The sequence below is a fragment of the uncultured Chitinibacter sp. genome (genome assembly GCF_945957625.1).
Lineage (GTDB): Bacteria > Pseudomonadota > Gammaproteobacteria > Burkholderiales > Chitinibacteraceae > Chitinibacter > Chitinibacter tainanensis.
This window is the reverse complement of record NZ_CAMFLP010000014.1, coordinates 36,602-50,427: the sequence shown is the minus strand read 5'-3', so window position 1 is coordinate 50,427 and position 13,826 is coordinate 36,602. Positions and strand designations below refer to the sequence as shown.

The window sequence follows — 13,826 nt, the reverse complement described above, 5'->3', positions numbered from 1 at the left end:
TTTTATTGGGTTTCAAACAATTGTTTTAGGGTGGGTTAGCCCGCCACAACCAAGGAGTGAGCGATGTCATTGGCTTTTGTTTTTCCGGGTCAGGGTTCGCAAGCTGTCGGCATGATGGCCGGCTGGGCAGAAATGCCGATTGTGAAAGCCACATTTGATGAAGCTTCCAGCGTGCTGGGGCAAGATTTGTGGGCCATGGTGAGCGACGGTCCGGCCGAGGCGCTGAACGCTACTGTGAATACCCAGCCGGTGATGTTGGCCGCAGGTGTGGCCGCATGGCGTGCCTATCAGGCCCGTGGTGGCGCACAGCCCGCCGTCCTGGCCGGGCATAGCCTGGGCGAATACAGTGCGCTGGTGGCGGCCGAAGTCCTGAGTTTTGGCGACGCGCTGGAGCTGGTGCGCCTGCGGGCCGAAGCCATGCAGGAAGCCGTGCCAGCGGGTACCGGCGCGATGGCGGCGATTTTGAATCTGGCCGACGCCGACATCATTGCCGCATGTGCGGAAAGCGCGCAGGGCGAAGTAGTGCAGGCGGTGAATTTCAATTCACCTGGCCAAGTGGTGATTGCGGGCCATAAAGCGGCGGTCGAGCGGGCCTGCGAGGCGTGTAAAGCCCGCGGTGCTAAACGTGCGCTGCTGTTGCCTGTATCGGTGCCTTCGCATTGTGATCTGATGCGCCCAGCTGCAGCGAAACTGGCAGCAAAATTGGCCACCATCGAGTTGCATGCGCCGGTGATTCCGGTGTTGCACAACGCGGATGTGGCGAGCTACAGCAATCCGGAGCAGATTCGTGATGCGCTGGTGCGTCAGCTGTATCAGCCGGTGCGCTGGGTCGAAACGGTGCAGAAAATGGTCGCCGACGGCGTTGATCTGGTGGCAGAATGCGGCCCGGGTAAAGTACTGGTGGGCCTGAATAAACGGATCGCTCCAGAGCTTAACTCGGTCGCCTTGGTGGATGGTGCTGCGCTGGACGCTTTGCTGAGCGCTGAATAATACTTAGGGTATTGCTCTGTATGGATTGAAATAATTGGTCTGTAGAGTAATGCCCCCAATAGGGAGTTAAAGATGAGTTTGCAAGGTAAAGTGGCGCTGGTGACGGGCGCCTCACGCGGGATTGGCCAAGCCATTGCGCTGGAACTGGCCCGGATGGGCGCCATTGTGGTGGGTACGGCCACCAGCGATAGTGGCGCAGAAGCCATCAGCGCCTACCTGAAAGAAGCCGGCGCGACCGGCGCGGGTAAACGCCTGAATGTGACCGAAGAAGGTGCCTGTGACGCCATCGTGGCCGACATCGAGAAAGAATTCGGGGCGATTGCGATCTTGGTCAATAACGCCGGGATTACCCGTGATAACCTCTTGATGCGCATGAAAGACGAAGAGTGGGATGCCATCATGGATACCAATCTGAAGCCGGTGTACAAATTATCCAAAGCTGTGATGCGCAATATGATGAAAGCGCGCTGGGGCCGGATTATCAATATCGCTTCAGTCGTTGGTGCAACCGGGAATGCTGGGCAAACCAACTATTCGGCAGCCAAAGCTGCGCTGTTTGGCTTTACCAAATCACTGGCTAAAGAAATCGGTAGCCGTGGTGTGACAGTGAATGCAGTGGCGCCAGGCTTTATCGACACCGACATGACCCGTGGTCTGCCGGACGAGCAAAAAGCGCATCTGATTGCCAATATTGCGCTGGGTCGCTTGGGCGACGCGCAAGACATCGCCGATGCCGTGGGCTTCTTGGCCTCGGACAAGGCAGCGTACATCACCGGCAACACCATTCACGTAAATGGTGGGATGTTTATGAATTAATCGGTTAGAATCGCCTCCGTTTGCGGTTTAAGCCGATGAAGTGCAACTAAAATAACCGCAACTGCGGTAGCACGTTTGCCGGAAAACAGGTAAATTTGCGACTTATTGCACCTTGTAACTGTTTGCAGCGCCAAATTTTTGGTAGAATGCGAACGCATTTTTCTGAATTAAGCTAATTAAGGCTTGGGAACTAAATCCATGGAAAACATCGAACAGCGCGTGAAGAAGATTGTTGCTGAGCAACTGGGCGTGCCTGAAACTGACGTTAAGATTGATTCTTCATTCGTAAACGACCTCGGCGCCGACTCACTCGACACCGTTGAACTCGTTATGGCCCTCGAAGAAGAGTTCGAGTGCGAGATCCCTGACGAGGACGCTGAGAAAATCACTACTGTTCAACAAGCCGTTGACTACGTTAACGCCCACCTGAACAAGTAATCTCGGTGATTCCAGACCTCCGCTATGGTTAGCCGTAGCGGGGGTTTTATTTTATCTGGCGCAGAAACAGCTGTTTGAACCGGCCTAGGCTGGCGCGACCAGCATTCTGTGTTAGCCGGCAAGCCCGGCAAACCTAAGCGGAGTACCCCCACGTGTCTAAACGCAGAGTAGTTGTTACCGGTTTGGGTCAAGTGTCCCCCGTCGGCAATGATGTTGCTACGGGTTGGGCCAACCTGCTGGCCGGCAAATCCGGCATCGGCATGATCACTCGTTTTGATGCGAGCGATCTGGCGTGTCAGATCGCTGGTGAAGTGAAAGATTTCGATATTGGTCAGTACATCAGCCCGAAAGATGCACGTCGCATGGACGTGTTTATTCATTACGGTATCGCTGCTGCCTTGCAGGCCGTGGCCGACGCGGGCTTGGATGACGTGGCCAATCTGGACAAAACCCGGGTCGGTGTCAATATCGGTTCCGGCATTGGTGGTCTGCCCCTGATTGAAAACACAGGCGTGGACGTTGTGCACGGCGGCCCGCGTAAAATTGGCCCGTTCTTTATTCCCGGCTCGCTGGTGAATCTGATTGCCGGCCACGTGTCGATCATCAAAGGCTATCAAGGCCCGAGCTACGGTATCGTTTCGGCGTGTACCACCGGCGCGCATTGTATCGGTGATTCAATGCGGATGATCCAGTACGGTGATGCTGACGTGATGGTGGCCGGTGGTGCGGAAGGCGCGATCTCTAAGCTGGGGATCGGTGGTTTCGCCGCCATGAAAGCGCTGTCAACGCGCAACGATGATCCGGCAACGGCATCACGTCCATGGGATAAAGGCCGCGATGGTTTCGTGATGGGCGAGGGTGCCGGCGTATTGGTGCTGGAAGAATACGAGCACGCGAAAAAACGTGGCGCGAAAATTTATGCCGAGCTGGTTGGCTTTGGTATGAGCTCGGATGCGCACCACATTACCGCACCGAATGCGGATGGCCCGGCGCGTGGCGTACAAAACGCCCTGCGTGATGCTGGCCTGAACGCCACCGATGTGGATTATGTGAATGCACACGGCACTTCAACGCCACTGGGTGACGCGAACGAAACCAATGCGCTGAAGATTGCGCTGGGTGATCACGCCAAAAACGTGGTGGTGAACTCTACCAAATCCATGACTGGCCACTTGTTGGGCGGGGCAGGCGGTGTTGAGGCGCTGTATTCGATCCTGGCCTTGCATCACCAGGTATCGCCACCCACCATCAATATCTTCGAGCAAGACCTTGAAGCCGGTTGCGATCTGGACTATTGCGCCAATACCGCCCGCGAGATGAAGATTGATGTCGCTATCTCGAATAGCTTTGGTTTTGGTGGTACCAACGGTACGCTGGTGTTCCGCAAAATCTGATTCCCGCATCAGCTTGGTATCATTGCCAATAAGCCGCTCATTTTGAGCGGCTTTTTTATTGCCCTGCCGTTCAGCCTATGGTCGAATACCATTGGTCGGTTAGTGCGTGCAATACATGCAAGTTGCAATCTGGATTCCTTACAATCTTGGCGCACTCAAAAAATGACAAGAAAATCAGCGAAACGGGCTACAACACAAAATACGGGGCTATCCCATCCTCGTTTCGCTGCGCAAAAAATGGATAGGTATGGATAGGAATGAACTCTTAACCGCGACGCGCGCGGCCTTTTTACGCGCCTACGGTTTACTCTTGCCCGATATGCTGACGCAAACGGCCGATGCGCTGTTTATCAAAGCGGATCGCGCCACCAGTTTGAGCGAGCAGCGCAAAATGCTGGATGCCCGCGCCGCAGTGATGACGCGTGAGGTGGGATGGAAAACCGAGCTGGCCGATGGGCTGGAGCAATTGCTGAACCGCAGTTTTCAAACGGCCTACAGCACTTTCCGACCATCCTTTAGCGCCTCGTTTGCCAGTGCCAGTTTGTCGCTGGTGGATGCGGGCGAATTTGATGGTGAGCTCAAAATCGATGAACTCACCACTCGCCTGCGCAACGCGGCCGAAGAGCAGCTGCGCGATCTGAATATCCGCATGGCCATCCTGTTTGGGCAGGATGACATCAATGAGCGTGAAAACCCGTTCCGCCCCTATTTATTATCCCGCTCGCTCACTCGCGCGCTGGAGCAATTACACATTGAGCCCGAATTACAAGAGCCGCTGTGCGATACCATCGCCGAGCAGCTGCTAAAGCATGTAGCAGAACTTTACGCCGGGCTCAATGAGCTGCTGGCCGCGCATGGTATTGCCGCACAGCTGCAACTCAAAGTGCGCCAGCTACCCGATCCGCAGCAGATGCGGCATATGACGAATGCCGATCTGCAGGCTGATGCTGCTCCGCGGCTTGATCATGGTACCGAAGTTGATACCAGCCAAGCCAATGGCTTTGCCAGTGGGCCTGTTTCGCAAATGGATGGCAGCTATTTGCCACCCAACGAATCGGCACCGGTGCAAACCGGTGCTTGGGCCAGTGCCCGGCTGGAGCAATGGTCGGACATGATGCGCCAGCATGCCCTGTATCCGCATGAAGAGCCGGCCTATTCACCAGGCCAAGATCTGGCGGCGCAAGCTGGCCGGGTGGTGGCGGGCTGGTTGGGCTCGGTGCGACAAATCGGTAGTTCGATTCGGCAGCTGCTGGCAGGCAATATGCCAATGCAGCAAGGCCGGCAGGTAGTCAGTGCCACGCTGGATTCGGCAATTAGCCAGCTGCGGCATGGTCAAGCCGAAGAGGCGCCACTGGATGCGCAGGGTCAGGTGCGCAATCTGATTCTGGAACAACGCACTGAGCTCACCGAAGCCACCCAAGACATCAATGAGCAGATGATTATTGATGTGGTGGGGATGCTGTTTGAGTTTATTTTGCGCGACAGCCAAGTGCCGGCCGAAATCCGTGCGCAGCTGGGACGTTTGCAATGGTTGGTGCTGAAAACGGCGCTGCAAGACCCGGCGCTGTTTTCGCAAAAACACCATCCGGCCCGCTTGCTCGTCAATCGCATTGGCTCGATTGCTCAGGGCTTGCAGCAACTCGACCCCAAGGCCGAGCGGATTACCGGCGAAATTCGTCGCATTATCGAAGCGCTGCTGGGTAATGATGATGAAAGCGTTGAGCTATTTGCGCGCATGCTGGATGAGCTCGATCTATTCATCGCCCGCGAATTGCGTGCGCTGGACGATGCCGCCCAACGCGCCAGCCAGGCCATTGAAAACGCCGAAAGCCGCACCCTGCGCTACGCCCGTATCACCGCGCAAACTGCGCAAGCGCTCGCCCCCTTTACCCTTGATGCGCTATTGCAGGATTTTCTGATCAATCTGTGGCCGTATGCGATCGAGCATGCGGAGCGCACCGATGAAGTGCAAGCATTGCGTTTTCGGATCTTTGTGCCGGAATTACTCTGGAGCATCGCGCCGAAAATCGAGCGCGAAGACCGGCAGCAATTGCTGGGCATGATTCCGCGGCTGATTAGCGTTTTGAGTGAAGGCTTAAAACTCACCCCGTGGTCGGCTGCGCAGCAGCAAAGTTTTAAAAGCTATCTAATCGATGCCCATCGCGCCGCCATTGCCGGCACTTTAAGCACCGCGCTGGAAGTGCCCTCGATGGCGCAGTTGCGCGCGCAGATGGCCGACTACATCAGCGAGCAGGCAAAAGACCCGCAAGACGCTGCGCCGAGCCAAGAGCTGGAACAGGTGAATCCGGTCTTGCTCGATCAGGCCATTGCCGAGCTGAAAGCCGAAATCGGCTTTATGGATCAGGCAGCCGAGGCCGCGCTGGCCTCGGTAGTGCAGGGCACTATTGCGGCCAACGAGCCGGAAGAGCTGAGCAACGAAGCGCTGTTTGCCCGCCTGCGGGACGGGGTGCCGCTGGAAATTAATCTAACCGGACAGCTGCGCCCCGCCCAGCTGTGCTGGATGAGCCCGAACGAAACCCGCTTGCTATTGCGCTTGGGCGATGACGCGCCGCCATCGATTCTGGGCGTGAATGTGTTTAAGCGACTGCTCAAAACGGGCCGGGCCCGCTGGCTGGAGCAAGCGCCGCTGTTCGAGCGCGCGATGGAATCACTGCTCAATACCGCCGATGCACTCGACCGGCAGGCCGCCTAAGGCGGCTGGCTAGGGCGATCGACTCGCTGGGTGAGCAATACCTGGGTGGTGTATTGCTCACAGATCCTTTTATTTTATGCTCTCGGTGGCTATACCCTTGGTTTGTGGGGTGTAGCTTAATTCGCGTAAATCATAGCCTTGGCTCACCGCGATCTGTTGCGCAGCTTGCAGATCGGCTTCGCTCAGTTGCGGGGTGCGCGCCAAGATCCACAAGTATTTACGCGAGGGCTGCCCCACCACCGCCCAGCGATAATCATTCGCCAAGCCAATCACCCAATAGTCGGCCTTGAATGGCCAGAAAAAACTCACCTCCAGCTGGGCATTTTGGCTGCCGGGCACTACGGTGGCGCGGCCGGTGGCATCGATTTCGCTGCCGTCTTCTTTGCGGCAACGATTGACCACCTTGATCGAGCCATCGGGGTTTAAGCTGTAATTGGCCGTGGTGTTGCTCATGCATTGGCGCTGAAAAAACATCGGCAGTTTGGCAATTTCATACCACTGGCCTGCGTAGCGCTCGAGTGCCAATTGCGGCACGCTGCGCACCGGCGCGGGCTCGGCGGCCCAGAGGCTTGGGGCGAGCAGGCCGGCGAAAAGGGCGAATCTGAGTGGCATCGGGCGCTCCAGAGTTAGCACAGATGATGGGAGTGTGGTGGCGAGCGGGCGCTTTCGCAAGCCCCTAGCGCATGCCTTGGGCGCAGGTTACGCTGTTGCCGCGCGGAAGATCCGTATCGTCCGCGCGCCGCTTTGCCATTACAATGCGCGCATGCACGCTGTTTACACTTCCCCTCTTGATCAGGTGCCCGATTTGCAGGCGCTGGTGGCCAGCCACCCGCAGGCGTTTCCGGCTATTTTGCAATCAGCCCGCACCCAGGGCTGGGATATTCTGCCGGCTTTACCGCAAAGCCAGCGGCTGTATGCCGCCGATGAAGGCGCGCAGCTGGTGGCCGACTTGGCAGCCTTGCCCACCGAGCCCGTGGAGCAAAGCCCGTGGCCGTTTCATGGTGGCTGGTTGCTCTATGCCGGCTATGAATTACTGGAAACCTTCGAGCCAACCGTGCCCACGCGTGAGTACGCCAGCGCCGGCGAGGCTTTTGCCGCCACGCCATTGGGCGCCTTGCTGCGTTGCCCGGCGGCGGTGTTGATCGAGCGGGAAACTCAGCGCGCCACGCTGATCGCCGAGACACCCGAACAATTAACGCAGTTGCAGGCTTTGCTCGCTAGCGCTCAGGCCTGGCAAGCAAAGCCTTTGCAGATTGCCGCAATTAGCGAAGACGCGCCCGAGGCGTTTATCTGCGGTGCCGAGCGGGCCAAGCAATATATCTATGATGGCGATGTGTTTCAGGTGAACCTCTCGCGCGGCTGGGATGTTACGCTGGCCGCCGGAGCGCCGCTGGATGTGTTTGCGCATTTGCGCGTGGCCAATCCGGCGCCGTTTTCGGCGTATTTGAATTTAGGCACGACGCAGATTGTCAGCAGCTCGCCCGAGCGGCTGGTGAGTGTGCGCGACGGCGTGGTGCAAACGCGACCTATTGCCGGCACCTTTGCCCGCTCGCCCGATCCGCAGGAAGACGCGCGGCTGAAAGAGAAACTGCTCAATACCCCGAAAGAGCGTGCCGAGCACATTATGCTGGTGGATCTGGAGCGCAATGACCTGGGGCGGATCGCCGTACCTGGCAGCGTGAAAGTCGATGAGCTGATGGCAGTCGAGACGTATGCCTTTGTACACCATATCGAATCTAATATCCGGGCTTATACCCGGGCGGGTATAACTGCGGCAGATGTTTTGCGCGCGCTGTTTCCCGGCGGCACGATTACCGGCTGCCCCAAAGTGCGCTGCATGCAGATTATTCGCGAGCTGGAAGATCGGCCACGGCTGGGTTACACCGGTTCGCTGGGCTATATCAATCGCGATGGCAGTATGGATTTGAATATTCTGATTCGTACCTTTATCCAGCGCGGCCAGCAGTTATATTTCCGCTGTGGCGCCGGCATCGTGGCGGATTCCGATCCGCAGCGGGAATTACTGGAAACCCGCCATAAAGCCCGCGGGCTATTACGCGCCCTTGGCGTCGAAGGATAAAACCATGCTGCGGCGTTTGCTCAATGGTCAGCCAGCCGAGCACATTCATCTGGCCGATCGCGGCCTGCAATATGGCGACGGCGTTTTTCGCACTATTAAAGTCGTAGCAGGCCAACCCTGCTGGTGGGCCGAGCAGATGGCCAAGCTGGCGGCCGATGCGGCTGGCCTTGGGATTGCATGTCCGCCCGCATCTTTGCTGCGCGCAGAGTTGCAGCAATTATTGGCCGAGGGCCCGCAAGACGCAACCGCGAAAATCATCCTCACCCGGGGCGAGAGCGCCCGCGGCTATGCCGCGCCCGCGGATTTAACCCCGAACCGGATTGTTCAGCTCGGCCCTTTGCCGACTTACCCAGCTGAATACGCGCAGGTCGGCGTGGCGGTGCGCAGTTGCACCACTCGCGCCAGCTGGCAGCCAGCCTTGGCTGGCATCAAACACCTGAATCGGCTTGAGAGTGTGCTGGCCCGCCGCGAATGGCAGGATCCGGCCATTTACGAAGGCTTGCTCTTTGATCGCGATGACTTGCTGATCGAAGGGGTAATGAGCAATGTGTGGGTGCTACTGGATGGCGTGCTGTGCACCCCGCGCTTAGATAGCGCCGGGGTCGCCGGCGTGGCGCGGGCGCAAAGCTGGCGCGCGGCCACTGAGCTGAGCTGGCCGGTGAGTGAGCGCCCAATTTCGCGCGCCGAGCTGGTTGGCCTGCAAGGGCTATGGCTGTGTAATTCGCTATCGGGTTTATTGCCGGTGGCAAGCTGGGATGGCCAGCCTTTGCCGCGGCCAGCGCTCACCGCTGAGTGGCAGGCGGCTCTGGCGCGTTTGCCCTAAGTACAGCCCGGCGCAGGGTGGGGCGAAGCGCCTGCCAAATTCGCGTATTATTTAATCCTAATTTTTTGCCGGAGTTGCCCCGCATGTTGCTGCGTCGTCTGTGTCTGTCTTTGCTGTGTCTGAGCGCGTTCGCGCAGGCCAATTCGACTTCACAATATTATCAGGCCGATCCAGCCAAGCTGGCGGCGCTCGAAGCGCAACGCTGCGCCAAGCTCGCGAAGGAAGATGAGCTGATTACCCGGCGTTTAACCGGTAAAGCCAATAACAAATCCTACGATATTCAGAAGATGCAGCAGCGCCAGCAGGTGGTGCGGGCCGATTTTGCGAAATATTGCCAAAAATAAGTGCTCAGTTTCGCCGGGTGTGAGCACGCTCACTGCGGGTGATCGGCTGTTTTTACCCATGTTTGCCTAAAAAATAAGCAAAAAATCGCTGTTTTGCCCAGGCGAAAGGTCTTTTTTCAGCGCTCGTACATTTTTTTACCGAAAAAAAGCTCCCTGACAGCCCTGTCAAGGAGCTACCGTTTGTCGGTCTTGCAAGCGTAAATGCGCCGGCTTGGCAAGTCGTAAAATGCTTACATCATGTAAGTGAGGCTGACTTTTCGCGCAGTTTCCGTCAGCAAAGCCAGCAATCACCAGTTTGGCTAGCAATCTTCGCCCTTGCCGTTGTCATTTACGCTCACCGCCGCCCAAGCAGCAGGTCGCTGCGCTTTCCGTTTTGCTGTCCAGACTTACAAAAAATAATTACAAGAAACTTTCTTTTGCTTTCTTGTTTATTTCTCTGATTTTGATTTTGTCTTGCTTTTTGCCGGTAGGAAAACTGGCTTTATTAGCCAATGGTAATGTTTGGCAGGGATTTTTGTTTGTATTTTCAAGGGCATGCAGGCAAAATCCGTCCGTTCGAATTTAGCGAAGGGAAGGCATGAAGCGGTTTTTGCTAGCACTGTCCACATTGTTACTGTTTGGTTGCGGGGAGATGGAACAAGCTCCGGCGCAGCGCGTATTGTCGTGGGCAGACTCGAAAGAACTCATCGTGCTGGTGCAAAACGGCCCGACGTCACTGTATGTGAACGCCGAGGGTAACTATGCCGGTCTGGAATACGACCTGATTTCCAAATTTGCCGAACGCAACGCGCTGAAAGTGCGTTTCCAGGTCAGCAGCAGCTACAGCGATATGCTGGCGCGCCTGCAGCGCCGTGAGGCGCATCTGGCCGTGGGTGGGCCACTGGATCAGGTTTCTGGTCTGATTTATGGCACGCCTTATCAGGACGTGGAAGCGCGACTGGTGTTCAGCGGTAAAACCAGCGAAGAAACCGCACTGAAAGCGATCAAGGAAGGCTTGGCGACGCTCAGCACCTTGCCGCAATATGTGCCGGCGCTGGAAAAGCTGAAGCAAACGGCACCAGCCCTGCATTGGGAAGTGGTGGGTGCGGGCGAAAGCGAAGCGCTGATCGAACAAGTGGCGCAAGGCAAGCTGGAATTCGCGCTGGTGGATTCACATGCGGCCGAAGTCGCGCAAAACTACTACCCGAATATCATGACCTCCAGCCAGATTGCCAGCCGGCAACAGCTGGCGTGGGTGATGCCGGAGCAAGATACCGAGCTGCAGGCCAAAATTAGCGAGTTTTTCCAGACGCAATTGGCCGATGGCTCGCTGCGGCGCCTGCTGGATCGTTACTACGGGCACGTAAATCGCGTGGATCAGCTCGATGCGCTGGCCTATCTGGGCCGCATTCAAAACACGCTGCCCCGCTATAAAAAATGGTTTAAAGAAGCCGAAGCCACCACCGGGCTGGATTGGCGCCTGATCGCGGCTCTGTCGTATCAAGAGTCGCACTGGAACCCTGAAGCAGTCTCGCCCACCGGCGTGCGCGGCATCATGATGCTGACCAATGAAACTGCACAGCGCATGAATGTTGATCGCACCAATGCCTATCAAAGCATTATTGGCGGCGCCAAATATATTCAGCTCTTGAAAGACACCCTGGCTGATCGCGCGCCCGAGCCTGATCGCACGTGGCTGGCGCTGGCCGCCTACAACATCGGCATGGGCCATCTGATTGATGCGCGCACGCTGGCGGTGCGCATGAAGAAAGACCCCAACAGCTGGGCGGATGTGAAATCCGTGCTGCCGCTGCTGCGCAAGCCCGAATACTTCAGCACGCTGAAATATGGCTACGCCCGCGGTGGTGAGCCGGTGATCTTTGTGGAAAGCCTGCAATCGTATTACGACATCCTCGCGCGCTTTGAAGCGCCGAGCAAAACCGTGCTGCCCGTGGTCTCGGAGACCGTGGTGGTGCTGAATCCAGAAAACCTGCCGCTGGAAATCAACAGCACGCTCAAGCCCAATCGCCCAGAGCGCTTGGCCATGGCTGGGAATGACATGCAGAGTATTGTGCGTTAAGCCAATCAATATATAGTCTAGAGGGCGATACATCCTGGGTGTATCGCCCTTTGTTTTGGCAGGTGGCGGCGAGCACGCGCTTTTGCATTACAATAGCGGCTTTGGAATTTGCCGGATTAGTCGCCATGACCGTTCGTACCCGTTTCGCGCCATCTCCTACAGGCCTGCTGCATATTGGTGGTGTGCGTACCGCTTTGTTCTCGTGGGCGTATGCCAAAAAACACGGTGGCCAGTTTGTGCTGCGGATCGAAGACACGGATCTGGAGCGCTCCACCCCTGAATCAGTCGCTGCCATTCTCGATGGCATGCACTGGGTGGGCTTGGGCTACGACGAAGGCCCGTTCTACCAAATGCAGCGCATGGAGCGCTACAAGGAAGTGATCGCGCAATTGCTCGCCAATGGCACTGCCTATTACTGCTATTGCAGCAAGGAAGAGCTGGAAGCTCAGCGTGCTGCAGCGGAAGCCAAAGGCGAAAAGCCCCGTTACGATCGCACTTGGCGCCCAGAGGATGGCAAAACGCTGCCCGCTATCCCTGCCGACATCAAACCTGTAGTGCGTTTCAAAACGCCCATCGGTGGCTCGGTGGTGTGGGAAGACCAAGTGAAAGGCCGCATCGAGATCAGCCACGACGAGCTGGATGATCTGATTATCGCCCGCCCGGACGGCACGCCCACCTATAACTTCTGTGTGGTGGTGGACGACGCCGATATGCGCATCAGCCATGTGATTCGTGGCGACGACCACGTCAACAACACCCCGCGCCAGATCGTGATCTATGAAGCGATGGGGGCCGCAGTGCCGGTATTTGCCCATCTGCCAATGATTCATAACGATCAGGGCGTGAAGCTCTCAAAACGTCGGGATGCCGTGTCGGTGGTGGATTACGACAGCCAGGGTATCTTGCCCGAAGCGCTGCTCAATTATCTGGCTCGCCTGGGCTGGGGGCACGGCGACGATGAAGTCTTCTCGATGGCGCAGTTTGTGGAGTGGTTTGATCTGCAAGACGTGAGCGGCAGCCCTAGCCGGATGGACCGTGACAAGCTGCTGTGGATCAACGCGCAATACATCAAAGCCGCCGATCCAGCCAAACTGGCCGCGCGCGTGGCCGGTTTTCTGGCCGATAAGGGCATCGCCACCGAGGTCGGCCCAGCGCTGGCCGAGGTATGTGCGCTACTGAAAGATCGCAGCCAAACCTTGGTTGAGATGGCCGAGCAAGCCGTGTATTTCTATCAGGCCTTAACGCCCACTGCCGAGATCGTGGAAAAACACCTCGACCCGGAGTCGGAAGAGCGCCTGAAGGTATTTGCCGCTGAAGCTGCGCAACTGGCAAGCTGGGATGCGGCGACGCTGGGGGCGTTTATCAAAGACTTCGTCAAAGCCCAAGGCGTGAAAATGCCGCAAGTAGGTATGCCACTGCGCGCCAAAGTGTGCGGCATTACCAACACGCCATCGGTGGATGCGGTACTAGCGCTGATTGGTCGCGACGAAGTGTTGCGCCGTCTGGCTGCCTAAACGGCTGCTCACCTTGGTGTGAGCATTAGCAGAACTCAGGGCAGCAGGCGCCAGACGCGGCTGCCCTTTTTTACGGGTAAGCACAGATGCGGACAGCTTTGCTGGTGATTGATTTTCAAACCGGGCTGATTGAATCAAGCCCACCGGCCACCTGCGGAGCCGCAACGCTGGCGCAAATCAATGCCACCATCGCGCTGGCGCGACAGCGGCAGCTGCCGGTGATCTTTATCCAGCACCATGAACCCGACTTGCCGCAGGGCTCACCTGAATGGGCGCTGCATCCGGGGCTGGTGCGGCTGCCGACGGATAGCGTGATCGCTAAAAGCTCGGCCGATAGTTTTCTGGACACCACCTTGCAAGCCACGCTGGCCGCTGAACAGATCGAGGCCTTGTGGATCACGGGGTATGCCTCGGATTTCTGCGTGGATACGACCGTTCGGCGCGCTGCCTCCCTGGGGTATCTGGTAACGGTGGTGAGTGATGCGCATACCAGCAAAGATCGCCCGCATGCCGGCGGGGCGCAACTGGTGGCGCACCTGAACTGGCTATGGGCCAATCTGGCCGTGGCGGGCAACCCCATTCAGGTGCTGCCGCTTGCCTACCTTCAAGCACAATCTGCTGCGGCCTAAGGCCCGGCGCAATGGCGGTTTGGCCG

12 protein-coding genes are annotated in these 13,826 nt (G+C 57.4%); 11 read left to right on the top strand and 1 reads right to left on the bottom strand.

The annotated features are described in order from the left end of the window. The first annotated feature begins 63 nt into the window (after positions 1 to 63). The 5 genes from fabD to QV747_RS14165 all read left to right on the top strand — a co-directional run bounded on the left by fabD (position 64) and on the right by QV747_RS14165 (position 6,351). A complete protein-coding gene (gene fabD / locus QV747_RS14185) occupies positions 64 to 990 on the top strand; it encodes an ACP S-malonyltransferase (protein WP_273431935.1) in 927 nt (308 codons plus the stop codon). 72 nt (positions 991 to 1,062) lie between these two features. Beyond that, positions 1,063 to 1,806: a 3-oxoacyl-ACP reductase FabG gene (fabG, locus tag QV747_RS14180; protein ID WP_047393543.1), complete on the top strand. Its 744-nt coding sequence runs from the start codon at positions 1,063 to 1,065 to the stop codon at positions 1,804 to 1,806. A gap of 198 nt (positions 1,807 to 2,004) precedes the next feature. Next, the gene (gene acpP / locus QV747_RS14175; protein WP_028449818.1) at positions 2,005 to 2,244 is read left to right on the top strand and encodes an acyl carrier protein; all 240 of its coding nucleotides are present in this window, start codon (positions 2,005 to 2,007) and stop codon (positions 2,242 to 2,244) included. A 152-nt stretch (positions 2,245 to 2,396) separates the two neighbouring features. Next, entirely contained in the window at positions 2,397 to 3,638 is a 1,242-nt protein-coding gene (gene fabF, locus QV747_RS14170) for a beta-ketoacyl-ACP synthase II (protein ID WP_047393541.1), read from the top strand. A gap of 247 nt (positions 3,639 to 3,885) precedes the next feature. Next, positions 3,886 to 6,351: a DUF1631 family protein gene (locus QV747_RS14165; RefSeq protein WP_273431940.1), complete on the top strand. Its 2,466-nt coding sequence runs from the start codon at positions 3,886 to 3,888 to the stop codon at positions 6,349 to 6,351. 69 nt (positions 6,352 to 6,420) lie between these two features. On the opposite strand, the gene QV747_RS14160 is transcribed toward QV747_RS14165, so the two are convergent. Beyond that, entirely contained in the window at positions 6,421 to 6,963 is a 543-nt protein-coding gene (locus QV747_RS14160; protein WP_273431944.1) for a lipocalin family protein, read from the bottom strand. Positions 6,964 to 7,114: 151 nt separating this feature from the next. On the opposite strand from QV747_RS14160, the gene QV747_RS14155 reads away from it, so the two are divergent. The 6 genes from QV747_RS14155 (at position 7,115) to QV747_RS14130 (ending at position 13,800) form a co-directional block, all read left to right on the top strand. Further along, complete coding sequence (locus QV747_RS14155; protein ID WP_273431947.1) at positions 7,115 to 8,431, top strand: aminodeoxychorismate synthase component I; 1,317 nt, start codon at positions 7,115 to 7,117, stop codon at positions 8,429 to 8,431. A gap of 4 nt (positions 8,432 to 8,435) precedes the next feature. Then, a complete protein-coding gene (pabC, locus tag QV747_RS14150; protein WP_273431950.1) occupies positions 8,436 to 9,254 on the top strand; it encodes an aminodeoxychorismate lyase in 819 nt (272 codons plus the stop codon). 83 nt (positions 9,255 to 9,337) lie between these two features. Continuing rightward, positions 9,338 to 9,598, top strand: a complete 261-nt coding sequence (locus QV747_RS14145; protein ID WP_047393534.1) for a hypothetical protein — start codon at positions 9,338 to 9,340, stop codon at positions 9,596 to 9,598. A 577-nt stretch (positions 9,599 to 10,175) separates the two neighbouring features. Next, entirely contained in the window at positions 10,176 to 11,657 is a 1,482-nt protein-coding gene (gene mltF / locus QV747_RS14140) for a membrane-bound lytic murein transglycosylase MltF (RefSeq protein WP_052190681.1), read from the top strand. 125 nt (positions 11,658 to 11,782) lie between these two features. Beyond that, positions 11,783 to 13,171 (top strand): glutamate--tRNA ligase, encoded by a 1,389-nt coding sequence (gene gltX, locus QV747_RS14135; RefSeq protein WP_273431953.1) that lies wholly within the window; start codon positions 11,783 to 11,785, stop codon positions 13,169 to 13,171. 86 nt (positions 13,172 to 13,257) lie between these two features. Next, positions 13,258 to 13,800 (top strand): isochorismatase family protein, encoded by a 543-nt coding sequence (locus tag QV747_RS14130; RefSeq protein WP_273431955.1) that lies wholly within the window; start codon positions 13,258 to 13,260, stop codon positions 13,798 to 13,800. Positions 13,801 to 13,826: the final 26 nt, after the last annotated feature.